Annotated in this window: 21 protein-coding genes and 1 pseudogene; 9 read left to right on the top strand and 13 right to left on the bottom strand. The window is 66.7% G+C overall.

Going from position 1 to position 25,794, the window contains the following annotated elements:
- Positions 1-143 precede the first annotated feature (143 nt).
- The 6 genes from ASF81_RS07410 to ASF81_RS07385 all read right to left on the bottom strand — a co-directional run bounded on the left by ASF81_RS07410 (position 144) and on the right by ASF81_RS07385 (position 8,867).
- Positions 144-1,043 (bottom strand): dienelactone hydrolase family protein, encoded by a 900-nt coding sequence (locus ASF81_RS07410; RefSeq protein ID WP_055807079.1) that lies wholly within the window; start codon positions 1,041-1,043, stop codon positions 144-146.
- A gap of 145 nt (positions 1,044-1,188) precedes the next feature.
- Positions 1,189-2,793, bottom strand: a complete 1,605-nt coding sequence (gene purH / locus ASF81_RS07405; RefSeq protein ID WP_055807076.1) for a bifunctional phosphoribosylaminoimidazolecarboxamide formyltransferase/IMP cyclohydrolase — start codon at positions 2,791-2,793, stop codon at positions 1,189-1,191.
- A 146-nt stretch (positions 2,794-2,939) separates the two neighbouring features.
- Complete coding sequence (locus ASF81_RS07400) at positions 2,940-4,787, bottom strand: heparinase II/III family protein (protein WP_055807073.1); 1,848 nt, start codon at positions 4,785-4,787, stop codon at positions 2,940-2,942.
- Positions 4,784-5,458 (bottom strand): ribulose-phosphate 3-epimerase, encoded by a 675-nt coding sequence (gene rpe / locus ASF81_RS07395; protein WP_055807070.1) that lies wholly within the window; start codon positions 5,456-5,458, stop codon positions 4,784-4,786. Before rpe ends, ASF81_RS07400 begins: the two co-directional genes overlap by 4 nt.
- A gap of 47 nt (positions 5,459-5,505) precedes the next feature.
- Positions 5,506-6,894, bottom strand: coding sequence for an RsmB/NOP family class I SAM-dependent RNA methyltransferase (locus tag ASF81_RS07390; protein ID WP_162237585.1), 1,389 nt, complete (start codon positions 6,892-6,894; stop codon positions 5,506-5,508).
- Positions 6,891-8,867 (bottom strand): potassium transporter Kup, encoded by a 1,977-nt coding sequence (locus ASF81_RS07385; protein WP_055807067.1) that lies wholly within the window; start codon positions 8,865-8,867, stop codon positions 6,891-6,893. The genes ASF81_RS07390 and ASF81_RS07385 overlap by 4 nt, the downstream gene beginning before the upstream one ends.
- A gap of 168 nt (positions 8,868-9,035) precedes the next feature.
- Here ASF81_RS07385 and ASF81_RS07380 point away from each other — a divergent pair, with 168 nt between their 5' ends.
- Complete coding sequence (locus ASF81_RS07380) at positions 9,036-9,506, top strand: Rrf2 family transcriptional regulator (RefSeq protein WP_055807840.1); 471 nt, start codon at positions 9,036-9,038, stop codon at positions 9,504-9,506.
- A 7-nt stretch (positions 9,507-9,513) separates the two neighbouring features.
- On the top strand, positions 9,514-10,311 hold the full coding sequence (locus tag ASF81_RS07375) for an SDR family oxidoreductase (protein ID WP_055807064.1): 798 nt from the start codon (positions 9,514-9,516) through the stop codon (positions 10,309-10,311).
- Here the strand turns inward: ASF81_RS07375 and lpdA are convergent, their stop codons facing one another.
- The 5 genes from lpdA to ASF81_RS07350 form a co-directional block, all read right to left on the bottom strand.
- Positions 10,312-11,709, bottom strand: a complete 1,398-nt coding sequence (lpdA, locus tag ASF81_RS07370) for a dihydrolipoyl dehydrogenase (RefSeq protein WP_055807061.1) — start codon at positions 11,707-11,709, stop codon at positions 10,312-10,314.
- Positions 11,706-12,164 (bottom strand): hypothetical protein, encoded by a 459-nt coding sequence (locus ASF81_RS07365; RefSeq protein WP_055807057.1) that lies wholly within the window; start codon positions 12,162-12,164, stop codon positions 11,706-11,708. Before ASF81_RS07365 ends, lpdA begins: the two co-directional genes overlap by 4 nt.
- Positions 12,165-12,294: 130 nt before the next feature.
- Positions 12,295-13,950, bottom strand: coding sequence for a 2-oxo acid dehydrogenase subunit E2 (locus tag ASF81_RS07360; protein WP_082503490.1), 1,656 nt, complete (start codon positions 13,948-13,950; stop codon positions 12,295-12,297).
- Between the two features lies 1 nt (position 13,951).
- The gene (locus tag ASF81_RS07355) at positions 13,952-15,019 is read right to left on the bottom strand and encodes an alpha-ketoacid dehydrogenase subunit beta (RefSeq protein WP_082503506.1); all 1,068 of its coding nucleotides are present in this window, start codon (positions 15,017-15,019) and stop codon (positions 13,952-13,954) included.
- A gap of 59 nt (positions 15,020-15,078) precedes the next feature.
- Entirely contained in the window at positions 15,079-16,326 is a 1,248-nt protein-coding gene (locus tag ASF81_RS07350; protein ID WP_235559271.1) for a thiamine pyrophosphate-dependent enzyme, read from the bottom strand.
- 149 nt (positions 16,327-16,475) lie between these two features.
- On the opposite strand from ASF81_RS07350, the gene ASF81_RS07345 reads away from it, so the two are divergent.
- The 6 genes from ASF81_RS07345 to ASF81_RS07320 all read left to right on the top strand — a co-directional run bounded on the left by ASF81_RS07345 (position 16,476) and on the right by ASF81_RS07320 (position 23,655).
- Positions 16,476-16,964 (top strand): Lrp/AsnC family transcriptional regulator, encoded by a 489-nt coding sequence (locus ASF81_RS07345; protein WP_055754211.1) that lies wholly within the window; start codon positions 16,476-16,478, stop codon positions 16,962-16,964.
- 39 nt (positions 16,965-17,003) lie between these two features.
- On the top strand, positions 17,004-17,942 hold the full coding sequence (locus ASF81_RS07340) for a pirin family protein (RefSeq protein ID WP_055807051.1): 939 nt from the start codon (positions 17,004-17,006) through the stop codon (positions 17,940-17,942).
- Positions 17,943-17,991: 49 nt separating this feature from the next.
- The gene (locus ASF81_RS07335; RefSeq protein ID WP_055807047.1) at positions 17,992-18,957 is read left to right on the top strand and encodes a WD40 repeat domain-containing protein; all 966 of its coding nucleotides are present in this window, start codon (positions 17,992-17,994) and stop codon (positions 18,955-18,957) included.
- Complete coding sequence (mtgA, locus tag ASF81_RS07330; RefSeq protein ID WP_055807043.1) at positions 18,957-19,649, top strand: monofunctional biosynthetic peptidoglycan transglycosylase; 693 nt, start codon at positions 18,957-18,959, stop codon at positions 19,647-19,649. The genes ASF81_RS07335 and mtgA overlap by 1 nt, the downstream gene beginning before the upstream one ends.
- A gap of 64 nt (positions 19,650-19,713) precedes the next feature.
- A complete protein-coding gene (locus ASF81_RS07325; protein ID WP_055807039.1) occupies positions 19,714-21,609 on the top strand; it encodes a M2 family metallopeptidase in 1,896 nt (631 codons plus the stop codon).
- 90 nt (positions 21,610-21,699) lie between these two features.
- A complete protein-coding gene (locus tag ASF81_RS07320; protein ID WP_055807036.1) occupies positions 21,700-23,655 on the top strand; it encodes a TadE/TadG family type IV pilus assembly protein in 1,956 nt (651 codons plus the stop codon).
- Positions 23,656-23,659: 4 nt separating this feature from the next.
- Here ASF81_RS07320 and ASF81_RS07315 read toward each other — a convergent pair whose 3' ends face one another.
- Positions 23,660-24,571 carry an isopenicillin N synthase family oxygenase gene (locus tag ASF81_RS07315; RefSeq protein ID WP_055807834.1) on the bottom strand — a complete coding sequence of 304 codons (912 nt, stop codon included), beginning with the start codon at positions 24,569-24,571 and terminating at the stop codon, positions 23,660-23,662.
- Positions 24,572-24,797: 226 nt separating this feature from the next.
- Between ASF81_RS07315 and ASF81_RS07310 the strand changes: the two genes are divergently transcribed.
- Positions 24,798-25,472: an OmpA family protein gene (locus tag ASF81_RS07310; RefSeq protein WP_055807033.1), complete on the top strand. Its 675-nt coding sequence runs from the start codon at positions 24,798-24,800 to the stop codon at positions 25,470-25,472.
- Between the two features lie 192 nt (positions 25,473-25,664).
- On the opposite strand, the pseudogene ASF81_RS15645 reads toward ASF81_RS07310, so the two are convergent.
- Positions 25,665-25,794 (bottom strand): annotated as a pseudogene (locus ASF81_RS15645) (cell envelope biogenesis protein OmpA); the annotation flags it as partial.

The raw sequence follows: 25,794 nt of genomic DNA, 5'->3' as shown, positions 1-25,794 counted from the left end.
CCGCCGCCACCACCTCCGCACCCTGCGAGAGGCAGAAACAGCAGACCGATACCCAGGACGATCACCCCACGAAGCCGCAATCCGTTCACGCCCTACCCTCCCATACTCGGGCTGCTCCCCGCAGCCTTGGCGCCAGTAACGCCCTAATTCTTTAACGCTTTATCGAACGTCGCCAGCAGCTTGGACCAGCCGTCCTTGGCGTCTGCTTCCGAGTAGCTTGCGCGGTAGTCGGCGTGGAAGCCGTGCTGGGCGTCGGGATAGACGACGATCTGGCTGCCGGTCTGGCTGGCGCGGGCCAGGGCTTCGCGCATCCGTTCGACGCTGGCCAATGGGATGCCCTGATCCTTGCCGCCGTACAGGCCGAGCACGGGCGCCTTCAGATCGTCGGCGATGTCGACCGGCCAGGGTTGGCCCGATGAGATCTGAACCGGCGTGGCGTCTGCGGCGGGCGCCAAACGGCCATACCAGGCCACGCCCGCGCCGATGGCGGCGAAGCGGGCCGCCGCCTGCCACACCACCTTGCCGCCCCAGCAGTAGCCGGTGATGCCCACCTTGCCGTCCTTGGACCACGACTGCTGGCTGGCCCATTCCAGCGTCGCCGACAGGTCGCCCATCACCTGCTCATAGTTCGCCGCCCCGACGATCTGCATGATCCGCTGCATGTCCGACAGCGGCGCGGGATCCTCGACCCGGACGAAGAAGGCGGGCGCGATGGCGGCGTATCCCTGCTTGGCCAGACGGCGGCAGATGTCGCGGATATATTCGTGGACGCCGAAGATCTCGGACACCACCACCACGACCGGGAAAGGCCCGTCGCCCGCCGGCCGGGCGACATAGGCCGGAAGCTGGAACCCGTCCGGCGCGGCATAGGTCACGGTCTCGGTCGACAGGCCCTCGGCGTCGGTCGTTATGGGCTTGGCTTCTTTGGCCAGGGCCGCGACCGCATAGCCGGAAAAGAGCAAGCCACCGAATGCGCCCAGTGTTCGACGACTCAGTTTCAGATCGTCGGCGGTCTGGCCTTCGGGGCGGATCAGCACGGTCATGGGACGCTCCAACGCGGGAAAGACGTCAGAGCATCACGGCTGACGGCAGTCGTCCAGTCACGATAAGGCGCGCTTTAAAACGGGAAGAAGGGTGCTCAAGCAGTGCGATGCCGCGCGTCGAGCGTTAGCGCCCTTCCTTCCAAGATTAGTGCCTGAAGACCCGCACGCCGGTGAAGGCCATGGCGATGCCCTTCTCGTCGGCGGCGGCGATGACCTCGGCGTCGCGCATGGAGCCGCCCGGCTGGATCACCGCCGTGGCGCCGGCCGCGACCGCTTCCAAAAGGCCGTCGGCGAAGGGGAAGAAGGCTTCGGAGGCGCAGGCCGAACCCTCGGCCAGGGACTGGGCCAGGCCCTTGGCCTCACCGGCCTCCTTGGCGCGAATGGCGGCGATGCGGGCGCTGTCGCGGCGGTTCATCTGGCCGGCGCCGATGCCGGCGGTCTGGCCGTCCTTGGCGTAGACGATGGCGTTGGACTTGACGTGTTTGGCCACGGTGAAGGCGAACAGCATGTCCTGGATTTCGGTCGGGGTCGGCTGGCGCTTGGTGACGATCTTCAGGTCCGACGGCTTGATCAGCGACCGGTCGCGGCTCTGGACCAGGAAGCCGCCGGCGACCGAGCGGAACACCTCGCCCGGGCCGCGGGGGTCGGGCAGGCCGTCGGTGATCAAAAGGCGTAGGTTCTTCTTGGCCGCGAAGACGGCCTTGGCTTCGTCGTCGGCGCCGGGGGCGATGACGACCTCGGTGAAGATGCCGGTGATGGCGCGGGCGTCTTCGCCGTTCAGCGGACGGTTGACCGCAATCACGCCGCCGAAGGCCGAAACGGCGTCGCATTCCAGCGCGCGGGCATAGGCTTCGGACAGGTCCTTGCCCACGGCCACGCCGCACGGGTTGGCGTGTTTGACGATGACCGCGGCCGGCTGTTCGAACTCGGCCACCAGCTCATAGGCGGCGTCGGCGTCCGCAATGTTGTTGTACCCCAGTTCCTTGCCCTGAACCTGTTCGGCATAGGCCACGCCCGGACGGCGCTCGCCGGTGCGGTAGAAGGCGCCCGTCTGATGCGGGTTCTCGCCATAGCGCAGGGTCTGGGCCAGGGCGCCCGCGATCGACTTGCGGGCCGGCGCGGCATCCTCGAACTGACCGGCGAACCAGCCGGAGACGGCGGCGTCATAGGCGGCGGTGCGGGCAAAGGCGCGGGCGGCCAGGCGCTTGCGCAGGGCCAGATCGGTCGAGCCTTCGGTCTTCAGCGCCTCAAGGATCAGGCCGATGCTCTCGCCGTCGACGGCGACGGCGACATAGCCGTGGTTCTTGGAGCCCGAGCGGATCATGGCCGGGCCGCCGATGTCGATGTTCTCGACCGCCGCCTCGAACGCGCCGCCGGCCGCGATTGTGCTTTCGAACGGATAAAGGTCGATCCAGACAATATCGATGGCGCCGATGCCGTGGTCGGTCATGGCCTGGGCGTGGTCGGCCGCATCGCGCACGCCCAGCAGACCGCCGTGAACGATGGGGTGCAGGGTCTTGACCCGGCCGTCCATCATCTCGGGGAAGCCCGTCAGATCGGCCACGTCCTTGACCGGCAGGCCCAGCTTCTCGATCGCCGCGCGCGTTCCGCCGGTCGAGACCAGTTCGACGCCCAGATCGTGCAGGGTGCGGGCTGCGTCCTCCAGCCCGGCCTTGTCGGACAGCGAGATTAGGGCGCGTTGCGGCTTGACCCGATCAGGGGCGGGCGGAAAGTCGGGAGCGGCGGGCATGGGCGGCGTCCGTGATGGCAGGGGAGGATGGCGCGCCGTCTAGACCCAAACCGCTTCGCCGTCACCCCATGGGCGGTTTCAGAGCCTGATCGGCAGAGATCAAATCACTGCGCGATTTTATCGACGCCGTGAATCAGGCTCTTGAATCATGTCGGTTCGCCGCTCGCGCCGGCCGGGCTCAGCTTCCAGCGGATCTTGGTCTCGCTGTCGGTGCGGGCCGAGCCGCGCACCACGATCTGAAGGGAGCGGCGGGTCAGGCCGGCGTCGATATGGACGCTGGGCTCGATGGCCACGTCCGGTCCGTCGGTCCTGAACCACCAGCCCCGGCCCGAGGCGCCGCGCAGCAGGATCGACCGCCGGTCGCGCGCCAGAGAGGCCTGCACTCCCGGCTCCAGATGGAAGCGGATGGCGTAGGGCGCCGCGATCTGGCGCACCATCTCCTTGCGGTCGGGCGTGGGGAAAAGCTTCTCTTCGGCCCGCAACTCGTCCAAGCGCTGGTCCAGATAAAGCCGGCGCTGATGGTTCAGGCCGAACAACTCATTCCAGCCGTCGTGTTCCATCTCCAGCCAGACGGCGCCGTCGCCGCCGCGCAGGTCGGTGGTCACATGGATCGGCGGTCCGACCAGGCGCGGGCCCAAGAGCTCACCCTTCCAGCCGCCCAGCGGTTCGTTCAGCGATCGCTCGCCCAAGGTCAGGGTCGAATGGGCCGGCGTGAGCCGCAGGGCCTGGCGGTCGGTCGAGGCCGGCGTCCACCCCGAGCCGGTCACCAGACGATCCTTGCCGCAGGCGATCTCCAGCGCCAGCGGCTGGGCGCAGGCGGCCGCCCCCCAGGCGTCGCGCGCCGGCGGGGCGGTGTCGGCGATGATGGTGAGCAGGGGGCTGGCGATGCGCGTCAGGCCGGCGACCGCACCGGTCGCTGCAGGCGCTACGTCGCTGCTGGCCATCGCTTCGTCGTCGTGGGCGCGGGCGGCCGCGACGCGTTCAATGGTGGAGGGGCCGCCGCCCTGGAAGCTGGCCAGACGACCATCGGGCAAGGTCAGCAGGCGCAGGCCCTGCGTCAGCCCGGCGATGGCGGCCGAGAAGCTCTCCGGCGTCGGTTCGGACAGTTGCGACAGGGCGTCGTCCAGCGTCAACAGGTCGAGCAGCAGCTCAAGCCCCGCCTCGGGACTGCGCGAGGCGTGGCCGCCGTCGGCCTGCACCGTCGTCTTCAGGGCGCCGCCCAGCCGCGACAGCGCGCGGCGGCGCAAGGTCTGCCCTGGCGCCCCCGCCAGCACGCAGCCGCCGATGGCCGCCGCCGTCAACCGCTCGGCCCGGCTGGCCAGACCGCCGGGCGGACGCAGCAGCTGTCGGGTCTGGCGCGCCAGACTATCGGCCAGTTTCAGCCGCTCGGCCTCGGTCGCGACGGCGCCAATCCGCCGTGCGCCGCACGCCAGATTGACGACCCGCCGGGCCAGGATTTCCGGTCCCCACGCGAAGGGCGACCACCGTGCAAAGGCGTCGGCCCAGGCCAAGGTCAGACGCAGCGCCTCGCGCGCGCCACGGTCGCCTTGTGCCATCAGGCCCGGCAACCAGGCGAAGGCGTGAAGCTCGACCGCAAAGGGCCGCGAGGGACTGGGCCGGTTCCACGGATCGGACGGCGGTTCGACCTCCATCGAGGCGCCCGCCAACATGAAACGTCCGGCCAGAACATTGCGGCCCGGCGCGGGATCGTGCGGGCGAAAATCGCGCGGCGTGGCGGCGAACGCCGTCACCTTGCCCCCGCCCAGCGGAGCCCCAAGCGTCAGGCCGTAGCCGGGCAGACCGTAAAGCTCGATCCACAGCTGCCGCGTCGCCAACCGTCCGGCGATGGCGGGCCACAGACCGGGTCCTGCGATCGTGTCGCCCGACCGCACCGGCGTGCGCACCGGCGCGCCAGGCAGGCCGGGGATCTGACCCGAAGCGACGTCCAGCGTCGTTTCTTGGCCCCGCGGGGCGAAGGGACCGAGCGGGCTCACGAGAGGCTCGGAGCAGCCGGCGCGGCTTTCAGGGCGGCGATGTTGGTCGCGTAATCGCCCTTGAACACGAACGACCCAGCGACCAGAGCATCGGCCCCAGCGGCGACGCAGGCCCCGGCGTTGGCGGAGGTCACGCCGCCGTCCACCTGAAGGTGAGCCGACGAACCGGCGCGGTCGAGAATGGCCCGCGCGCCCGCGATCTTCTTCAGCGAACTTTCGATGAACTTCTGACCGCCAAAGCCCGGATTGACCGACATGATCAGCACCAGATCGACCAGATCGACCACCTCTTCCAGGATCGACAGCGGCGTCGCCGGATTGAACACAACGCCTGCCTTGGCGCCCAGCTGACGAATGCGACCCAAGGTGCGGTGCAGATGCGGCCCGCTTTCAGGATGGACGGTCAGGACATCGGCGCCCGCCTCGCGGAACGCCTCCAGCCATGGATCCACCGGCTCGACCATCAGGTGCACGTCGAACGGCAGCGTCGTGTGTGGCCGGATCGCCTTCACGATGTCGGGGCCAAGCGTGATGTTGGGCACGAAATGCCCGTCCATCACATCCACGTGGATCCAGTCGGCGCCCGCCGCCTCCAGCGCGCGGACTTCTTCACCCAGCCGCGCGAAATCGCTGGCGAGGATCGACGGGCAGATCAGAGGAGTAACGGCCATGGCCTTCCGGATAAGGCGGGTTGCGGGCAGGAGCAAGGCGCTCCCGCTCAGGAAACCCGTTCCAGCCTGGCCGCGAAGAAGCCGTCCAGTCCGCCGTGTTCGGCCCACATGGAGGGCAAGATGCGCAGCCAGCCTTCGGGCGTCAGCGCCTCGGGCGGGGCGCCGATGGCAGCCGGATCGGCGGCGACGGTGCGGAAGGCGGGGTTGCGACGCAGGAAGGCGATGATCTGAGTCTCGCCCTCCTCACGCTCCAGCGAGCAGGTGCAATAGACTAGACGGCCGCCCGGCTTCACGCGTTCGGCGGCGGCGTCGAGCAGGCGATGCTGGACGTCGGCCAATTTGGCCACCTCTGCCGGTTTGGTGGCGCGCAGGACTTCGGGGTTGCGGCGGAAGGTGCCCGTCGCGGTGCAGGGCGCGTCCAGCAGGACGGCGTCGAAGGTGCGGGCGTCCTCCCAGTCCTCGGCCGGAACGGCGACCACCTCGGCGGTCAGGTCGGTCCGCTTAAGATTCTGCGTCAGGCGTTTCAGACGCGGGGCCGAACGGTCGAGCGCGACGACCGACGCGCCGGCGGCCGCCAGTTGAAGCGTCTTGCCTCCAGGCGCGGCGCACATGTCGAGCGCCGTCTCGCCGGGCTTCACGCCCAGCAGCCGGCCGGGCACGGCGGCGGCCGCGTCCTGGACCCACCAGTCGCCGTCCTCGAAACCGGGCCAGCCGGCCACATCGCCGCGACGGCCGGTGCGAACCGTGCCCCCGGGCAAGGCTTCGCCCTCGACAGAGGTAGCCACGGCGGCGGGATCGACGCCTGGCTTCAGGCTGAGATCGGTCGCGGGTTCTTCGCGCGCGGCCAAGGCCAGACCCGCCAGGGCGGCCTCGCCATAGTTCGCCTTCCAGCGCGCCGCGATCCAGTCCGGCAGATTGCTCTCGGCCGTGGTCAGGCCCGGGCCTTCACGCCCAACCCCGCGCAGCACCGCATTGACCAGATTCTTGTAGGGCCGGGTCTTGGGATCACGCTCGGCCAGTTTCACCGCCGTCGAGACGGCGGCGAAGGCGGGCGTTTCCAGCACCAGAGTCTGGGCCAGGGCGATGCGCATCAGGGTGCGCACAGCTTCGGGCGGCGACTTCTTCAGGCGGCGATCCAGGATCTGGTCGATCTCGCCCAAACGACGCAGGGCCGCCATGGACACGGCCCGGGCGAAGGCGCGGTCCACCGGCTCCAGCGCGCGTGCGGCAGGCTGAGACAGGGCTTCGTCCAGGCCGTTGCGCTTCTCCAGCGCAGCGTTCAGCAGAATGCCGGCGACGACGCGGGCTTCGACGCCGATGTCGTCCTGCGACGGACCTTGAGCGGCCTCGGCAGAGGCCGGGCGCGGACGGCCCTTGGTGGCCATGCGACGGCCGCGCGCCTGCGAGCTCTGCCCGCCCCGTCCCTCGGTGCTCATACAGCCACCTGCGCGCCGAGCTCGACCACGCGGCCGGGCGGGATGTGGAAGAAGTCGGTCGGATTGGCGGCGTTGCGCATCAGGAATATGAACAGCTTGTCCTGCCACAGCGGCATGCCCTGACGCGCCGACGGGATCAGCGAACGGCGACCCAGGAAGAAGCTGGTCGACATGATGTCGAACTTCAGCCCCTGCTTGCGGCACAGGCCCAGCGCACGCGGCACGTTCGGCGTTTCCATGAAGCCATAGGTGACCGTGACCTTCTTGAAGTCGTCGTTGATCGGCTCCATTCGCACCCGGTCGGCTTCCTTGACGCGCGGGCGCTCGGAGGTGCGCACGGTCAGGATGACGTTCTTCTCGTGAAGCACCTTGTTGTGCTTGAGATTGTGCATCAGCGCGACCGGCGCGACATCGGGATCCGAGGTCAGGAAGATGGCCATGCCCGGAGCACGGTGCGGCGGACGGGCCTGAAGCATCTCGATCAGATCGTTCAGCGGCAGGCTGTCCTTGCGCGTCTTGGTCGTCAGAATCTGCGTCCCCCGCACCCAGGTCCACATCACCACGACCAGCAGGGCGCCCAGCACCAGCGGCATCCACGCGCCATCCGGAATCTTGAGCAGGTTGGAGGTCAGGAAGACGCTGTCGATGAAGGCGAACGGAATGAGGGTCCCCGCCACCGCCCACATCGGCCACTTCCAGCCCTTGCGGATGACCGAATAGGCCATCAGCGTATTGACCAGCATTGTGCCGGTCACCGCCACCCCATAGGCGGCCGTTAGGTTATGCGAGCTCTGGAACACGACCAGCAGCACCAGCACGCCGACCATCAGGAAGGTGTTGACCGCCGGCACGAAGATCTGTCCGGCCTGGGTCTCGGAGGTGTTCTTGATGTCGATGCGCGGCAGAAGGCCCAGTTGCACCGCCTGCTGCGTCACCGAGAAGGCGCCGGTGATCACCGCCTGAGAGGCGATGACGGTCGCGGCGGTCGCCAGGATCAGCATCGGCCAATAGGCGAACTGCGGCACCATGTTCCAGAACGGGTTCTCGGATGCGGCCGGATTGTCCAAGATCAGGGCGCCCTGGCCCAGATAGTTCAGCGTCAGGCACGGCAGGACGAAGGCCAGCCAGCCCATGCGGATCGGCGCCTTCCCGAAATGGCCCATGTCGGCATAGAGGGCCTCGGCCCCCGTGACGGCAAGGAAGACGCTGCCCAGGATCACGAAGCCCAGGAAGCCATCGTTGAGCAGAAGCATGACGCCATAGTGGGGCGACAGGGCCCGCAGCACGCTGACGTCGTCGAAGATATGATACAGGCCCAGCGCGCCCAGGCTCAGGAACCAGACGGCGGTGATTGGGCCGAAATACTTGGCCAGGCTGGCGGTGCCGCGTGACTGGACCAAGAACAGGGCGATCAGGATGCCGGCCGAGATCGGCACGATGAAGGAATCCAGCCGCCCGGCCAGACCCGGCGCGTCCTGCAGGCCTTCGACGGCAGACAGGACCGAGATGGCGGGCGTGATGATGCCGTCGCCATAGAAAAGGGCCGCGCCGCAAACGCCCAGAATGAAGATCCAGGCGCTGCGTCGCCCGACCGCGAATTGGGCCAGCGCCATTAGCGACAGGGTGCCGCCCTCGCCCTTGTTGTCGGCGCGCATCAGGAAGAAGACGTATTTGAACGTCACCACCACCATCAGCGCCCAAAACGCCAGCGACACGACGCCGATCACGGCCAGATCGCCGCCGACGCCGGAGCGCGCATGGTCGATCGCTTCGCGCAGGGCGTAGAGCGGGCTGGTGCCGATGTCGCCAAACACCACGCCGATCGCGCCGATGGTCAGGGCCCAGAAGCCGCCGTGCTTGGCAGCCTGGCCGCCCGGGATGTGGGATTCCGGACCCGTGGCGTGGGTGGGCTTGTCCGGCGTGTTCGACGCGGGCGAGGGAGCGCTCGCGTCGTGGGGAGTGTCCCCGGCCATGCGTATCCTCCGGGTCTCCGACGCGGCGTCGGTCCCTTCAAAGCGGCGAGCCTTTAGGCTCATTCCACGCGGTCTTCAATCGCGCCGCGATGGATTCGGTTTCGGCGTTCTGCGGCGCGATTTGTGATTCGGCCCCTGAACGCCTATTTTCGCATCAGGAACAGAACCATGTCAGACAGCCAACGCTTCCCCGTCGCCGCCCACGCCCTGGCCTATATGGCCCACAAGGGCGCCTTTGGGCCTGCGCAGGCGATGCCAAGCGGCGTGCTGGCGTCCTCGATCCCGACCAATCCCGTCGTGGTGCGCCGCGTGACCGCCCTTCTGGCCAAGGCCGGGCTGATCGCCACCCGCCCAGGCGCGACCGGCGGCTCCTGGCTGTTGCGGCAGCCAGAGGACATCCGGCTGGATCAGGTGCTGAAGGCGGTGAACGGCTGCGCCCACATCGGTTCGCCCCCCGCCGGCGCCAAGGGTTGCCCGATCAGCGAACATATCCCGCGCCAAGTCGCCAAGGCCCTGACCGCCGCCGACGAGGCCGCGACCGAAGCACTGTCCAAGATCACCATCGCCGATCTTCTGGCCGACAACCCGATCGCGCTGGCGGCCTTCGCGCCGCACAAGTCCTGCCCCGTCGCGGCCTGATCGCGCCGTGAATCGAACCGTTCTGATCACCGGCGCCTCGGCCGGCATCGGCGCGGCCCTGGCCCGGACCTATGCGGCCGAGGGCTGGAATGTGATCCTGACAGCGCGTCGCCAAGGCCCGTTGCAGGTTCTGGCTGACGACCTGACCGCCGCCCACAGCGTGACCGCGACCGTGATCCCCGAAGACTTGTCCGATCCCGCGGCGCCCGAGCGGCTGGTCGCAGCAATCGCCGCGCGCGGCCTGACCGTCGACGGCCTGGTCAACAATGCGGGTTTCAGTCGGGTCACGGGCTTTCTGGATACCGACCTGAGCGCGCACCGCGCCATGATCCAGGTCATGCTGACCGCGCCGGTCGAGCTGTCGCGCCTGTTACTGCCCGGCATGATCCAGCGGAACTTCGGCCGGGTGTTAAACGTCGCTTCGCTGGCCGGCCAGATGCCCGCGACGGGCGGCGACACCCTGTATGGGCCGATCAAGAGCTTCCTGATCAAGGCGTCGCAGGGCTTGTATCTGGAGACGCAGGGAACCGGCGTCCACGTCACGGTCCTGAACCCCGGCTACACCCTGACCGAGTTTCACGACGTCAACGGCTCGCGCGACCAGGTCTCCAGCGCCTATCCGGCCTGGATGTGGATGGACGCCGCGCGCGTGGCGCGCATCGGCTATGACGCCTGCGAGGCCAACCGTCCCAGCGTCACCCCCGGCGTTATGAACAACGTCATGGCCGGACTGGCCCGCTTCCTGCCCGATGGCCTGGCGCTCCGCATGGTGGCGAACCATGCGAAGCGACTGGACCGGATCTGATCAGATGTGGATGGCGTGCCCGAGGGCGCGCAGGCTGGTCTCGTGGAAGGCTTCGCCCAGCGTCGGGTGGACGTGAATCGTCCCGGCGACGTCTTCCAGCACTGCGCCCATCTCCAGCATCTGGGCGAAGCTGTTGGACAGTTCCGACACATGCTGGCCCACCGCCTGGATGCCCAGAATGCGATGATCGGATTTCGACGCGATCACCCGCACGAAGCCGCCGTCCTCGCCCGCCTCGATGGCCAGGGCGCGGCCGATCGCGGCGAAGGGGAAGACCGACTGGATCACATCGTCGCGGCCCGCGACCTCGTTCGGGCCCAGACCGGCCGAAACGATTTCCGGCTCGGTGAAACAGACGGCGGCGATGGTGACGGGGTCGAAGATGCGGTCATGGCCAGCGAGGATTTCGGCGACCACCTCGCCCTGGGCCGAGCCCTTGTGCGCCAGCATGGGTTCGCCGGTCAGGTCCCCGACCGCCCAGACGTTCTTCATGCTGGTGGCGCAGCGCTGGTCGATCTTCACGAACGGCCCGGCCATGGCCACGCCCATGTTTTCCAGACCCCAGCCTTGCGTGCGCGGACGCCGACCGACCGTGACCAGCACCTTGTCGGCGTCCAGTTGCAGCGGCTCGCCATCCTTGGTCGTGATCGACAGCTTTCCGTCGCCGAAGCCCCCGGCGCGCGCCCCCAGATGCAGCTCGACGCCATGCTTCTCCAGCCACTTGGCGACCGGATCGGTCAGGGCCTTGTCGTAGAGCGGCAGGATACGGTCGGCCATTTCGACGATGGCTACTTCGGCGCCCAGCTTGCGATAGGCGATGCCCAGTTCCAGCCCGATATAGCCGCCGCCCACGACGACCAGCTTCTTGGGAACCTCCGACAGGCTCAGCGCCTCGGTCGAGGAAATGACGTCGCCGCCGAACGGCAGGAAGGGCAGTTCGACCGGCTCGGATCCCGTCGCCAGGATGACGTGTTCGGCGGTGATGCGGATATCGCCTTCGTCGGTCTTGACCACGCAGGTCTTGGCGTCGGCGAACTCGGCCCAGCCCTTGATGACCTTGACCTTGGCCTTCTTCAGCAGGGCCGCGACCCCGGCGTTCAGCTTACGGACGATGCCGTCCTTCCATTCGACTGTCTGCGACAGGTCGATGGCCGGCGCCGCCGCCGTGATGCCCAGCGTCCCGCCGCCGGCCGCCTTGGCCACCGTCTCGAACTTGCCCGCCGCATGGATGATGGCCTTGGACGGAATACAGCCGACGTTCAGGCAGGTGCCGCCCAGCCCATCGCCGCCGTCCACCAGCACGGTGTCGAGGCCCAGCTGGCCGCAGCGAATGCCGGCGACATAGCCGCCGGTGCCCGCCCCGATGATCAGGACTTTGGTTTTCAGGGTCTGGGTCAACGATAGGCCTCAAGGCGGGTGCTGAACTGCGGAGGAACTTGCTGGGGCTCGAAAACGCGGACCGCGCCGGTCTGGGTTTCCATGGCCAGTACGACGTCGCCGGGTTTGACGCGCTGAAAATCGACGCAAATCATGCCTTGATAGCCGCCCAACGGACGGGCGGTTTCCGCAGCGGTCAGGGTGTATGTCTCTTGCGGGGCGCCTTGAAGCGTTTCCAGTCTGGCGATGGTCGCCTTGGACTGAATGACCTCGATGGTCGGCGTCCGGCTGGGTTCCGGCAAACGCTCCACCGTCGTCACGCGCCCGATGAACAGCGCCGGCCCATCGGTCCGTAGCAGAGACGACCAAGCCGGCGGCGGCTCAGGTATGCAGGCGTTCGCAGACGAGGCGACGACCCCGACGGCTGCTAGCAGGCTGGCGCCGAAGGTCAACGCTTTGACTTTGAATTGCCGCATCACATTACCCTTCCGATCCCGATGTTCCTCTCTCGGCGACGAGAAAGGATCATCAAGAGCCATGGCGCCAATTTCGAGGTGATGGCCATAGACGCGGGCGGACCTCGCTTTCCCGCTTAGAAAATGGGCATCACCCCATCCACAGCGTCGCGGGGTTCTCCAAAAGCCCCTTGATCCGCTGCACGAACACCGCCGCATCATGTCCATCAACGATGCGGTGATCGAAGCTGGACGACAGGTTCATCATCTTGCGCACGACCATCTGGCCGTCCTTGACCACGACCCGTTCGGCGATCTTGTTCGGACCAACGATGGCGACCTCGGGGTGGTTGATGATCGGGGTGTGGACCACCCCGCCCAGCGTGCCCAGCGAGGTGATGGTGATGGTCGAACCCGACAGTTCCTCGCGCTTGGCCGAACCGTCCTTGGCGGCGCCCGAGACGCGGGCGATTTCCAGCGCCGTATCGTAGGGGTCGCGCGCCTCGGCATGGCGGACCACCGGCACCATCAGGCCGTTCGGGGTCTGGGCGGCGATGCCCAGATGGACCGGGGCGTGCTGGGTCAGGACGCCGGCTTCATCGTCATAGGTGGCGTTGATCTGGGGCTGGTCGCGCAGGGCGACCACGATGGCGCGGGCGATGAAGGGCAGGACGTTCAGCTTGGGCTGATCCTTGGACTTCGTCGCGTTCAGGTGGGCGCGCAGCTCCTCCACCGCCGTCATGTCGATTTCCTCGACATAGGTGATGTGGGGAATGCGGCGCACGCTCTCGGCCATCTTCTCCGCAATCTTGCGGCGCAGGCCGATGATCTTGACCTCGGTCGTCCCTTGCGCATTCGCATAGGTCGAGCCGCCGCCGGCCGGCGCCGACGCGGGTTGCGAACCGCCGCGCGCGATGAATCCGTCCAGATCCTCGTGCGTGATCCGACCCGCCGGGCCGGACCCGGGCACGAAGGTCAGATCGACGCCCAGATCCCGAGCGCGATTGCGCACGGCCGGCGAGGCCGACGGGCGTTCGCCGGGCGCACGTCCCGTCAGGGCGGGAACGGGCTTGGAGGGCGCAGTCGCTGAAGTCGCGCTTTGAGCCGTCGGAATCGCGGCGGAAGCCGTCGTCGCATTCTCGGTCGGCTTGGAGGCCGGTTTCGGCGCCGCGACGGGCGTCGAGACATTGCCCCGGCCCTCGACATCGAACGCGACCAGCGGCCCGCCGACCGGCACCGACTTGCCCGCCTCGCCGTACAGGGCGACGACGGTTCCGGCGACCGGCGAGGTGATCTCGACCGTGGCCTTGTCGGTCATGATGTCAGCGATGATCTGGTCTTCCTCCACCGCGTCCCCGACCTTGACGTGCCAGCCGACCAGTTCGGCCTCGGCCGTGCCTTCGCCGACGTCGGGCAGTTTGAAGACGTAGTTGCCGGATGTCGGCGCCTCGGCAGCGGGGACCGCCGGCGTCTCGACCTTCGGCGCCTCGGCGACCACGGGCGCGGGGTCCGGCTTTGCGGCGGGGGGGGCGACGGGCGTCGGGGCGTCATCGGCATTGCCCGCCCCCTCGACCTCGAACTCCACCAAGGGACCGCGCACCGGCACCATGGCGCCGGGTTCGCCGTGCAGGGCGACGACCTTGCCGCTGACCGGAGCGGTGATCTCAACCGTGGCCTTGTCCGTCATGACGTCAGCGACGATCTGGTCCTCGGCGACCGTGTCGCCGACCTTGACGTGCCATCCGACCAGTTCGGCCTCGGCGGTGCCTTCGCCCACGTCGGGCAGTTTGAAGACGAAACGACCCATCTTATCGACCTCCCGTCATGACGCTCTTCAAGGCGTCTGCGACCCTTTGCGGTCCGGGGAAATATTCCCATTCGAAAGCGTGCGGATAGGGCGTGTCCCAACCGGTGACGCGCGCGATCGGCGCCTCCAACGAATAGAAGCAGCGCTCCTGAACGAGAGCCGACAGCTCGCCGCCGAAGCCCGAGGTCTTGGGAGCCTCATGCACGATGACGCAGCGGCCGGTCTTCTTGACCGACGCCTCGATGGTTTCGATATCCAGCGGCACGAGCGAGCGCAGGTCGATGACCTCGGCGTCCACGCCCGCGTGCTCCGCGCCGGCTAGGGCGACCCAGACCATGGTGCCATAGGCCAGGATGGTGACGTCGTTTCCTTCGCGCAGCACGCGCGCCTTGCCGATGGGCTCGACATATTTGCCGGTCGGGACCTGGGCCAGATCCTGGGCCTTCCACGGCGAGACCGGCTTCTCGTGCCAGCCGTCGAATGGGCCGTTATAGAGGCGTTTCGGCTCGAAGAAGACGACCGGATCGTCGTCCTCGATGGCGGCGGTCAGCAGGCCCTTGGCGTCGTAGGGGTTGGACGGAATGACGACCTTCAGACCCGCGATATGGGTGAACAGGCTTTCGGGCGACTGGCTGTGGGTCTGGCCGCCGAAGATGCCGCCGCCGTAAGGGCTGCGCACCGTGATCGGCGAGGTGAACTGACCGCCCGAGCGGTAGCGCATCTTGGCCGCTTCCGAGACGATCTGGTCGTAGGCCGGGTAGATGTAGTCGGCGAACTGGATCTCGACGACGGGACGCAGCCCATAGGCGCCCATGCCGATGGCGGCGGCGACGATGCCGCATTCCGAGATCGGGGCGTCGAAGCTGCGGGTCAGGCCGTGCTTCTGCTGCAGCTTGTCGGTGACGCGGAAGACGCCGCCGAAATAGCCGGCGTCCTCGCCGAACGACAGGACATTGGCGTCTTCGGCCATCTTGACGTCGATGGCCGAGTTCAGCGCCTGGATCATGTTCATGGGGACCACGCCCGCGCCCGTCGCTTCCGAGGCGGGGGCGGCGTTCTGGTCGACCATGTCGGGCTCGACGCCGTCGTTGCGATCGGCGTCGGTGAAGGTGGTTTGCTCGCTCATGGTCAGACCCCTACCTCGCGGCGCTGTTCGATCAGCCGCCAGTCTTCGGTCGCATAGACCTCTTCGAACATCGTCTTCACGCTGGGACGCGACTGGCCCAGGGTGCCGATGGCTTCGGATTCCTTGCCCGCGGCGCGGACCTGTTCGACGGCGTCCTTTAACGCCTCGGCGTGACGCTCGTCGTCCCATTCGCCGATGACGGTCAGATGCTGGCGCAGACGTTCGATCGGATCGCCCAGCGGCCATTTCTCATGCTCGTCGCCGGGGCGATAGCGGCTGGGGTCGTCGGACGTCGAGTGCGGGGCGCCGCGATAGGTGAACAGCTCGATCACCGTCGCCCCCTGGTTCGACCGCGCCCGTTCCTCGGCCCACTGGGTCGCCGCCCAGACCGCCAGGAAGTCGTTGCCGTCCACCCGCAGGGCCGGCAGGCCATAGCCGATGGCCTTGGAGGCGAAGGTGGTCTCAAGCCCGCCTGCGATGCCCTGGAAGGAGCTGATGGCCCACTGGTTGTTCACGACGTTCAGGATGACCGGGGCGCGATAGACGGAGGCGAAGGTCAGGGCGTTGTGGAAGTCGCCTTCGGCCGTGGCGCCGTCGCCGATCCAGCTGATGGCGATCTTGTCGTCGCCCTTGTAGGCGCTGGCCATGGCCCAACCGACGGCCTGCGGCACCTGGGTGCCCAGATTGCCGCTGATGGTGAAGAAGCCGTAGTCCTTGGCCGAATACATGATCGGCAACTGGCGGCCTTTGATCGGATCTTCGGCGTTCGAATAGATCTGGTTCATCATCGCGACCAGCGGATAGCCGCGCGCGATCAAAAGCCCCTGCTGACGATAGGTGGGGAAGCCCATATCCTCGCGGCTCAGGATCATGCCCTGGGCGACCGCGATGGCCTCTTCGCCGGTGCACTTCATATAGAAGCTGGTCTTGCCCTGGCGGTGGGCGCGGTGCATCCGGTCGTCGAAGGCGCGCGTCAGGATCATGGCCTTCAGCCCCCGGCGCATCGTCTCGGGATCCAGGCGCGGGTTCCACGGACCGACCGCGGCGCCCTCGTCGTCCAGCACCCGAATCAGGCGGAAGGCGAGATCGCGCATCTGATAGGGCGTCGACCCGACCTCGGGCCGTTCGACGACACCGGCAGGATCCATCTGCAGATGGCTGAAGTCCGGCGTATCGCCGGGACGGCCCGACGGCTCCGGCACGCGCAAGGACAGGGGCTGGCTGTTCTTTTTGTTCATTTTGTCGTTCATGCGGGCGTCCATATCCGTTCTGGGGTCCGTCCGTGTTTCCTCTGGACGTGTGATAACACGCCGCTTAAGCAGGTGCTCGCTCAATTTGACCTTGCGCAATCCCGATATCGGGTATTTTATTTCGCGATAATCATAATCGGAGAAACGCATTGGCCGACGAACTCGACCCCATCGACGCCCGCATCCTGGATATCCTGCAACAAGACGCCGGGCTGTCGGTCGCAGAGGTCGCCGATCGCGTCGGGCTGTCGGCCTCGCCCTGCTGGCGGCGGATCAAGCGGCTGGAAGACTCCGGCCTGATCACCAAGCGCGTCACCCTGCTGAACGCGCAGCTGCTGGGCCTGGACTTCGAAGTCTACGCCATCGTCAAACTGATGCTGCCCTCGGCGGATAATCTCAATGTCTTCGAGGCCGCCGTGGCCAAGTGGCCGGAAGTGGTCCAGTGCGCCACCATCACGGGGCGCGAGGACTATGTGCTGCGCATCATCACCTCGGACATGCACGCCTTCGACCTGTTCCTGCGCGAGAAGCTGCTGGCGCTGGGCATCGTCTCGGACTGCGAAAGCCACATCGTCACGCGTGGCGTGAAGAATGTGACCGCACTGCCTCTTGGCATCATCACGCCTCACGTCGGATAACGTCGCTCAGGCGGCGCGGGCCGCTTTCGGAGCCGACACATGATCGAACTGGTGATCGACGCACGCCGCAAGGACCTGGGCGGGTTCGAGGTCGGGCGCGTCCTGCCCTTCCATTCGCGCCGGATGGTCGGGCCCTTCATCTTCCTGGACCAGATGGGACCGGCCGAGTTCGCGCCCGGCGCCACGGCCATCGACGTGCGGCCCCACCCGCATATCGGCCTGTCGACCCTGACCTATCTGTTCGAGGGCGAGATCATGCACCACGACAATCTCGGCTACGATCAGGCGATCCGGCCGGGCGAGGTCAACTGGATGACCGCCGGCAAGGGCATCGTCCATTCCGAGCGCACCGATCCGCTGAAGAAGAGCAAGGGCGGACCGATGCACGGCATGCAGGCCTGGGTCGCCCTGCCCGACGAGGCTGAGGAGATGGACCCGGCCTTCCACCACCTGGGCGAGGACGCCCAGCCGGCTTACGAGAACGGCGGCCTGTTCGCGCGGCTGATCGCGGGCGAGGCCTACGGCGCCAAGGCGGCCGTGCCGGTGTCGTCGCCGCTGTTCTATATCCATTGGGAGCTTCAGCCCGGCGTGCGCACCGCCCCGCCCGCCGGCAAAGGGGCCGGGGGCATGAGCGAGCGTGCCCTTTACGTGGCCAAAGGCTCCATCGAGGTCGGCGACCGCACCTTCCACGAGGGCCAGATGATCGTGCTGGAGCCGGCGGCCGAGCCGACGATCAAGGCCCTGACCCAGGCGACCGTCATGGTGCTGGGCGGCGAGCCGGTGGGTGAACGGCTGATCTGGTGGAATTTCGTCGCCTCCAGCCAGGCCCGCATCGATCAGGCCAAGGCCGATTGGAAGGCGGGCCGGATGAGCCTGCCCCACGCCGACGATCTGGAGTTCATCCCCCTGCCTGACGAACCCGCAAAGGCGCAGGCGGAGCCTGCGTCAGTGACGCCCAAGCCGACCGATCCGGTCTAGCGGGCAGGCAGAAGGTGACGCGGCGAGGTCGGGTCGCTACATGCGGCCTATGAACTTCGATTTCGACGCCCAGGTCACCGCCGCCCTGTTCGACAACACCGGCGCCGTCTTCGCCCTCGGCGACGGCTCGGTCCGGTTCGAGGACCGGACGCGGGTGGAGGCGCACGACGGCGCCGTGCTGTGCGCCTGCGTTCACCCGTCCGGCGACGGGATCGTCACCGGCGGCGACGACGGCAAGGTCGTCTGGAGCCGTCGAGACGAGGACCCGGTCGTTCTGGCCACGGCCAAGAACCAGTGGATCGACGCCATCGACGCCTCGCCGGCCTCCCGCCTGATCGCCTTTTCCTTCGGCCGCACCCTGTCGGTGATCGACCCCAAGGAGGTGGGCTTCCGCCGCGACTTCCAGCACGAGCGCACCGTCTCCGGCGTCGCCTTCGAACCCAAGGGCCGGCGCATCGCTACCTCGACCTATGGCGGGGCGGCCCTGTGGTATGCACGGATCGAAAAGCAGCAGCCGATTAAGCTGGCCTGGGCCGGGTCGCACACCGGCGTCGCCTTCTCGCCCGACGGCGCCTTCGTCGTCACGACGATGCAGGACAATCAGATGCACGGCTGGCGCATCAAGGACGCCAAGAACCTGCGCATGGGCGGCTATCCGGGCAAGGTGCGCTCGATGGCCTTCCTGGCCAATGGTCAGCTGATGGCGACCTCGGGCGCGCAGGGCGCGGTCCTGTGGCCCTTCATCGGATCGAACGGACCGATGGGCCGCGAGGCGACCGAGATCGGCTATGACGACACGACCCTGGTCAATCTGGTCTCGGCCCGCGCGGATCAGGGCCTGCTGGCCGCCGGCCTGACCGACGGTCGGGTCTGGGTCGCCCATCCAGCCGCCCAAGGTCTGAACTTCGTCAAGGCCGAGAAGGGGCCGGCCATCGTCGCCCTGTCGCTCAGCCCCGCCGTCGACAAGGTGGCCTGGGCTGACGAAGACGGCGCCGCCGGGGTGTTGATTCTCTGATGGCGACGGGCCGCAAAAGTTGGCGTCGCGTCGTGCTGACCGCGTTTCTGATCCTGGCCCTGATCCCGGTCGCTGGCGTGCTGATCGTCGCCATCGTCCCACCGCCGCCCACCATCTTGATGTTGCGTCAACTCGCGAGGGGCGACGGCATGGACTATCAGTGGCGGGGTCTGAACCAGATCTCACCCAACCTGGTGAACGCCGCCATTGCCGCCGAGGACGCCCGGTTCTGCAGCCACCACGGCTTCGACATGGAGGCGATCCAGAAGGCCCTGGACCACAACGCCGAGGGCGGGCGCCTGCGCGGCGGATCGACCATTAGCCAGCAGACAGCCAAGAACGTCTTCCTGTGGCCCGGCCGCGACTGGATCCGGAAGGGTTTGGAGGCGGGCTACACCGTCCTGATCGAGGCCGTGTGGTCCAAGCGCCGGATCATGGAGGTCTATCTGAACGTGGTGGAATGGGCGCCCGGCGTCTATGGCGCCCAGGCCGCGTCGCGCCACTGGTTCGGAAAGGACGCCCGCGACCTGAGCCCGCGTGAGGCGGCGCGTCTGGCCGCCATCCTTCCGGCCCCGCGCCGTTACGAAGCCGCCGCGCCCGGCCCCTATGTGCGTCGGCGCGCCGCGCGCGTTCAGGCGGCCATGGGCACGGTGCGCAACGAGGGTCTGAACAGCTGCGTCGTCGGCCGCTGAACCGTCACGCTTGACGGGCGACCGGGCCTGACCTCTCCTGCCCGCGCTGTTCAGGAGATCCATCATGAAGCGTCAGATGATGACCGCCGTCGCGGTCTGCGCCCTCGCCTTTGCCGCCGGCTGCGCCAGCACCCGCGAACCCGCCGCCGCAGCCCCGGGGGTCGAACAGACGGCCTCGACGACGCCTGCGCCGGCCGTCAGCGGCATGCGCGCCGACTATCCGATCACCGCCGACGGCGCGACCGCCTTCATCGCCGACGCCGAAACCAAATGGGCCGAGGTCAGCGAATATGTCGCCCGAATCCAATGGGCGCGCGCCACCAACATCACCTTCGACACCATGTGGCTGGAATCCAAGGCCAACGCCGAAGCGACCGAGCTTCAGGTCCAGCTGGCCAATCGGGCGGCCAAGTTCAACGACGTCCAGGTCGATCCGGTCGTGCGCCGCAAGCTGAACCTGCTGCGGCTCAGCCTGGTCCTGCCGGCGCCCAATCGTCCCGGCGCGGCCGAGGAATTGGCCCAGATCACGACGCGGCTGGATTCGACCTATTCGACCGGCAAGTTCGACTTCAAGGACAAGCCGATCACGTTGGACGAGGCCTCGCTGATCCTGGCCGACAGCCGCGATCCCGCCGAGACCAAGGCGCTGTACGAAGGCTGGCGCACCATCTCGCCAGTCATGCGCGACGATTACGCCCGCATGGTCGAGATCGCCAATGAGGGCTCGCGCGAACTGGGCTTCGCCGACACCGGCGCCCTTTGGCGCTCGGGCTATGACATGCCCGCCGACGACTTCGCCGCCGAGACCGACCGGCTGTGGGCCCAGGTGAAGCCCTTCTACGAGAACCTGCACTGCTATGTGCGCGCCCGGCTGAACGCCAGATACGGCGACGCGGTGCAACCCGATCACGGTCCGATCCGGGCCGATCTGCTGGGCAATATGTGGTCCCAACAGTGGGGCAACATCTATGACGTCGTCGCCCCGCCCAGCGGCGGCGCCTCCAGCTACGACCTCACCGAACTACTCAAGGCCGCCGATTACGACGCGACGAAAATGGTCAAGACGGGCGAGGGCTTCTACGTCTCGCTGGGCCTCGACCCGCTGCCTCAGACCTTCTGGGAACGCAGTCAGATCACCCGCCCGCGCGACCGCGAAGTCGTCTGTCACGCCTCGGCCTGGGACCTGGACAACGCCGACGACATCCGCATCAAGATGTGCACCAACGTCAACGGCGACGACTTCTACACCGTCCACCACGAACTGGGTCACAACTACTACCAGCGCGGCTACAAGAACCAGCCGATGCTGTTCCGGAACGGCGCCAACGACGGCTTCCACGAGGCCATCGGCGACTTCGTCGGCCTGTCGGCCCTGACGCCCACCTATCTGAACCAGATCGGCCTGCTCAAAACCACCCCGGGCGCAGAGGAGGACATTCCCTTCCTGCTCAAGATGGCCTTGGACAAGATCGCCTTCCTGCCGTTCGGCCTGATGGTCGACCGCTGGCGCTGGGACGTCTTCTCAGGCGAGACGGCGCCGGCCGCCTACAATACCGCCTGGACCGCCGACATGCTGCAATACCAGGGTCTGGTTCCGCCTGGACCGCGCCCGGCCAACGCCTTCGATCCGGGCGCCAAATACCATGTGCCCGGAAACACGCCCTATACCCGCTACTTCCTGGCGGCCATCTATCAGTTCCAGTTCCAGCGCGCGGCCTGCAAACAGGCCGGCTGGACCGGGCCGCTGCACCGCTGCTCCGTCTATGGCAACAATGAGGTGGGCGCGCGCTTCAACGCCATGCTGCAGATGGGCCAGTCCCAACCCTGGCAGGAAGCGATGAAGGCCTTCACCGGCGACGACGGCAATGACGCCTCGGCCATCGCCGACTATTTCGCCCCGCTGAACGTCTGGCTCCAGGAGCAGAACCGCGGTCACCAATGCGGATGGAGCGCCGCCTGATCACGCCGCGGCGTTAACCGTCCCCTTCACAATTCCCTTAACCGCCCGATGGCAGACTGAGCGCTAATCGGGCGGTCCGCGTCCTTTGGGATGGGCATGGTGAAGGTTTCCAAACGGATCGGCAGGGCGGTGGAGGCTCTGCGCATGTTTACGTCGCGCCTCTCGTCGGACCGCGGCGGCAATGTCGTGATGATCTTCGCTCTGGTGATGCCGGCGCTGATCATGCTGACCCTGGGCGGCATCGACATCAACCGCGTGACGACGGCGAAGGCCCGCGTTCAGGACGCGCTGGACGCGGCCGCCCTGGCCGCAGCGCGCTCGTCCTACACCGATCCGAAAGACCTGAAGACCGTCGCGCTGGTGGCGCTGAGAGCCAATCTGCGCAACGCCTCGGTGGAGCCGTTCGCCGACGACGCCGTCAAGATCGAGTTGACGAAAGACCAGGTCGTCATCGCCGACATCCAGGTCCAGGTGAAGACCCTGATCGCCAATGTGGTCCTGCCGCCCTACGGTAAGATTCTGGACGACACCCTGCCCGTGAGCGTCCACTCCGAGGTGAATAGATCGTCCAAGGATATCGAGGTTTCGCTGGTGCTCGACATCACCGGCTCGATGGCCAGCAACAATCGGATCGGTGATCTGAAGAACGCCGCAAACCAGCTGATCAAACTGGTCGTTCAGCCGGCCGCGAAACAGACGCCCTACTATTCCCGCATGGCGATTGTGCCCTATTCGATCGGCGTAAATCTAGGTGCTCGCGCCGACGCCGCACGCGGCGCCTCGATCGGATCGACCAGCATCAGCGGCGCCGCATGGGCGGCGGCGGCGGCCAAGTCGATCTCTGGCATCACGCGCGCTTCGCCGGGCGTCGTGACCGCCAACAGCCACGGGCTATCGACCGACGACTACGTCTGGATCAGCGGCGTCGGCGGCATGACCCAGATCAACAACCGCGCCTACAAGGTCGTGCGGATCGACGCCAATCGGGTGTCCCTGCAATATCAGTCGGGCACGAACTGGTATGCGCTGAACACCACTAGCGGCAATGGATACAGCAGCTACAGCTCGGGCGGTCAGATCCGCAAATGCATGCGCTCCGACTGCTTCGTGACCATCTCCTCCACAACTCACGGCTTGTCGAAAGGCGACACGCTTCAGATCGCTGACGTTAAGGGCATGACGGCGCTTAACACGACGAATGATGAAGGCCTTTACGAAGTCCAAGAGAAAATCTCGAACGACGCCTTTGTAATCCCTGTCGGTGGCGCCACGTTCGCTGATTATTCTGGTGGCGGCTCGGTTCAGTGTGGGCGCGATGGATGCGCCACACGCGTCTTCCGCGACGCTCAGTACAATCGCTTGACCGCCTTTAGTAACACCAGCTGCGTCAGCGAGCGTACGGGTTCACAAGCCTACACCGACGCGGCTCCGAGCACAGCCACGGTGGGTCGCAACTATGCCGCGCCACCCCGCACGACGCCCTTAAAATCCGCGGGTAACCCTTGCCCGGCAGCGACGATCCAGCCGTTGACATCCAATATCAGCACCTTGACCAGCCTAGTAAATGGGCTGTCTGTGACGGGCTCGACATCCGGGCAGATTGGTCTCGCCTGGGGTTGGTATACGGTATCCAACCAGTTCAATGGGCTGTGGTCATCGAACCCCGCAGCGGCCTATGCACCGACCAAGGTTCTGAAGGCGGTGATCTTGATGACGGACGGGGAATTCAACACGCCCTATTGCGGTGGCGTCATCGCGCGCGATGCGGGCTCAGGGTCCGGCAACCTCTTTGACAAGATCGCCTGCGATGCGACGAATGGCGACCCGTTCGATCAGGCCTCAAAACTGTGCACCAGCATGAAGAACAAGAACGTGATCGTTTACACGGTTGGGTTCTCAATTACCCCAGGCAGCGACGCGGCCAAAATTTTGAGCAGTTGCGCCACTGACAAAGACAAGGCCTTCCTACCGCAGTCGGGCGCGGACCTGTCCAATGACTTCCAAGCCATCGGACGCGACATCACCCGACTACGGATTTCCCGCTGACGGCCTAGAGCAGGCGGATTTCGCGCAGGCGTTCGGTCAGATAATCCTCGGCTAGGATGGTCTTGCCCGCATAGCGATCGGGATTGTCCGGCGTGATGGCGCTGGGCAGGGTCTCGATCGGGAAATCCGGGTTGAAGTGCAGGAAGAAGGGCGTCGAATAGCGGGCGAAGCCGCGACGCTCGGGCGCCGGATTGACCACGCGGTGGGTCGTCGACGGCAGGACGTGGTTGGTCAGCCGCTGCAACATGTCGCCGATGTTGACGACCAAGGCGCCGGGCGGCGGGGCGATGTCGAGCCAGCTGCCGTCCTTGTCCTTCAGCTGAAGACCGGCTTCTTCGGCGCCGAGCAGCAGGGTGATGACATTGATGTCTTCGTGCGCCCCGGCGCGCACACCCGGTGCATCGGCCGGAACCGGCGGATAGTGCAGCATGCGCAGGACGCTGTTGCCCATGTCCACCTTGTCCGCGAAGAAGTCGTCGCCCAGCTTCAGATAGCGGGCGATGGCGCGCAGGATCTTGGCCCCGAGCGCATCCAGGTCCTCGAACATGCCATACAGGTGCTCGCGGAAGCCCTCGACCTCGGACGGCCAGACGTTGTCGCGCATGTAGCGGCGATAGGGATGGCCTTCAGGCAATTCCCGGCCGACGTGCCAGAATTCCTTCAGATCGACCGTCTTGGCGTCCTTGGCCGCCTCGACCCCGAACGGGGTCAGGCCGCGCGCGCCGCCAGTACCCGGCTGATGGTATTGGCGCTTCACGTCTTCCGGCAGGGCGAAGAAGGCCTTGGCGTCGTCGATGGCCGCGGTGATGCGCGCCTCATCCAGACCATGGTCGGCGATCACAGCGAAGCCATAGCGTGAGAATGACGCGCCCAATGCATCGCTGAACGCCTGAAAATCGGCGTCATACTGCGTCATCGAAACCGGCTGAATGGCGCGGTCGGTCGTGTGGTCCGTCTGGTTCACGCTCACGGCGTCGTCCTCGATCTGGGATGTGCGGCGGTTCCCATACGCCTAATCGGCGGCCTTGTCAGGGCCATGGCGAGTGCGGACATGGTGGGTGTTCATGCGCCGTACAGATTGGAACCTTCACAGTAAGCGCACGTTTTTCGCGCCAGATCACGCAAAAGAAAAGGACCATTCCATGCGCGCCAAGTTCATCGTCGCCAGCGTTTCCATCGCCGCCCTGTTGGGGGCCGCCGCCTGCACCACCACGGATCCGTATCGTTCGGGTCCGGTTCGCAACAATACCGGAACCGGAGCCATCGCCGGTGCGCTGGGCGGCGCGGTGCTCGGCTATCTGACCAACACCTCGAACGGTGAACAGGGCCGCAAGAACGCTCTGATCGGCGCGGGCATCGGCGCGCTGGGCGGCGCCGCCGTCGGCCAATACATGGATCGTCAGCAGCGCGCGATGGAGGCCGAACTGTCCGGCTCTGGCGTCGGTGTGGCGCGCCAAGGCGACCTGCTGGTGCTGCGGATGCCTTCGGACGTGACCTTCGCCACGAACCAGTCGTCCATCGATCCACGCTTCCTGCCTGTGCTGGACGACGTCGCCCGCGTGCTGCAACAGTATGACCAGTCGACGGTGGACGTGATCGGTCACACCGACTCCTCAGGCGGCGACGCGATCAATCAGCCTCTTTCGGAGCGCCGCGCGAGCAGCGTCGCCTCTGAACTGGTTCGTCGTGGCGTGATCGCCCAGCGCCTCTATGTCGCCGGCAATAGCTCGCGCAACCCGGTGGCCTCGAACGCAACAGCAGAAGGAAAGGCGCAGAACCGCCGGGTCGAGATCCTGATCCGTCCGTTCACCGGCTGATCGGCGTCAAAATCAGAATGCTTGAGGGCGACGTCGTGAGGCGTCGCCCTTTTCTCTGCGTGGACGCATCACGCAGAAGGTGAGACGGCGCAAAGAAAAACGCCGCCTCCTGTCGGAAGCGGCGTTCTGTCTTTCGACAACTTCGAAGGTTGAGGCCGATCCGGACGAACCAGATCGGCTCCTGGGCAAGTCTTAGAAGTTGATGTCGATGGTCGCGCGGCGGTTGAGCGGTTCGCGCACACCGTCGGCGGTCGGCTTGGCCAGGTTGGTTTCGCCCTTGCCGTCGAGGGCGATCACGCCGCCGTTGACGCCTTGAGCAACC

This window comes from Brevundimonas sp. Leaf168, assembly GCF_001423685.1.
In the GTDB taxonomy this organism is placed as follows: domain Bacteria; phylum Pseudomonadota; class Alphaproteobacteria; order Caulobacterales; family Caulobacteraceae; genus Brevundimonas; species Brevundimonas vesicularis_C.
The sequence above is the reverse complement of the archived record's forward strand: the minus strand, read 5'-3'. Positions and strand labels throughout refer to the sequence as shown.

Coding starts and splice junctions, on each gene's coding strand:
- ASF81_RS07410 (WP_055807079.1), bottom strand. CDS start 1,043: ATGACCGTGCTGATCCGCCCCGAAGGCCAGACCGCCGACGATCTGAAA.
- purH (WP_055807076.1), bottom strand. CDS start 2,793: ATGCCCGCCGCTCCCGACTTTCCGCCCGCCCCTGATCGGGTCAAGCCG.
- rpe (WP_055807070.1), bottom strand. CDS start 5,458: ATGGCCGTTACTCCTCTGATCTGCCCGTCGATCCTCGCCAGCGATTTC.
- ASF81_RS07390 (WP_162237585.1), bottom strand. CDS start 6,894: ATGAGCACCGAGGGACGGGGCGGGCAGAGCTCGCAGGCGCGCGGCCGT.
- ASF81_RS07385 (WP_055807067.1), bottom strand. CDS start 8,867: ATGGCCGGGGACACTCCCCACGACGCGAGCGCTCCCTCGCCCGCGTCG.
- ASF81_RS07380 (WP_055807840.1), top strand. CDS start 9,036: ATGTCAGACAGCCAACGCTTCCCCGTCGCCGCCCACGCCCTGGCCTAT.
- ASF81_RS07365 (WP_055807057.1), bottom strand. CDS start 12,164: ATGCGGCAATTCAAAGTCAAAGCGTTGACCTTCGGCGCCAGCCTGCTA.
- ASF81_RS07360 (WP_082503490.1), bottom strand. CDS start 13,950: ATGGGTCGTTTCGTCTTCAAACTGCCCGACGTGGGCGAAGGCACCGCC.
- ASF81_RS07355 (WP_082503506.1), bottom strand. CDS start 15,019: ATGGTCGACCAGAACGCCGCCCCCGCCTCGGAAGCGACGGGCGCGGGC.
- ASF81_RS07350 (WP_235559271.1), bottom strand. CDS start 16,326: ATGAACGACAAAATGAACAAAAAGAACAGCCAGCCCCTGTCCTTGCGC.
- ASF81_RS07340 (WP_055807051.1), top strand. CDS start 17,004: ATGATCGAACTGGTGATCGACGCACGCCGCAAGGACCTGGGCGGGTTC.
- ASF81_RS07335 (WP_055807047.1), top strand. CDS start 17,992: ATGAACTTCGATTTCGACGCCCAGGTCACCGCCGCCCTGTTCGACAAC.
- mtgA (WP_055807043.1), top strand. CDS start 18,957: ATGGCGACGGGCCGCAAAAGTTGGCGTCGCGTCGTGCTGACCGCGTTT.
- ASF81_RS07325 (WP_055807039.1), top strand. CDS start 19,714: ATGAAGCGTCAGATGATGACCGCCGTCGCGGTCTGCGCCCTCGCCTTT.
- ASF81_RS07320 (WP_055807036.1), top strand. CDS start 21,700: ATGGGCATGGTGAAGGTTTCCAAACGGATCGGCAGGGCGGTGGAGGCT.
- ASF81_RS07315 (WP_055807834.1), bottom strand. CDS start 24,571: ATGACGCAGTATGACGCCGATTTTCAGGCGTTCAGCGATGCATTGGGC.
- ASF81_RS07310 (WP_055807033.1), top strand. CDS start 24,798: ATGCGCGCCAAGTTCATCGTCGCCAGCGTTTCCATCGCCGCCCTGTTG.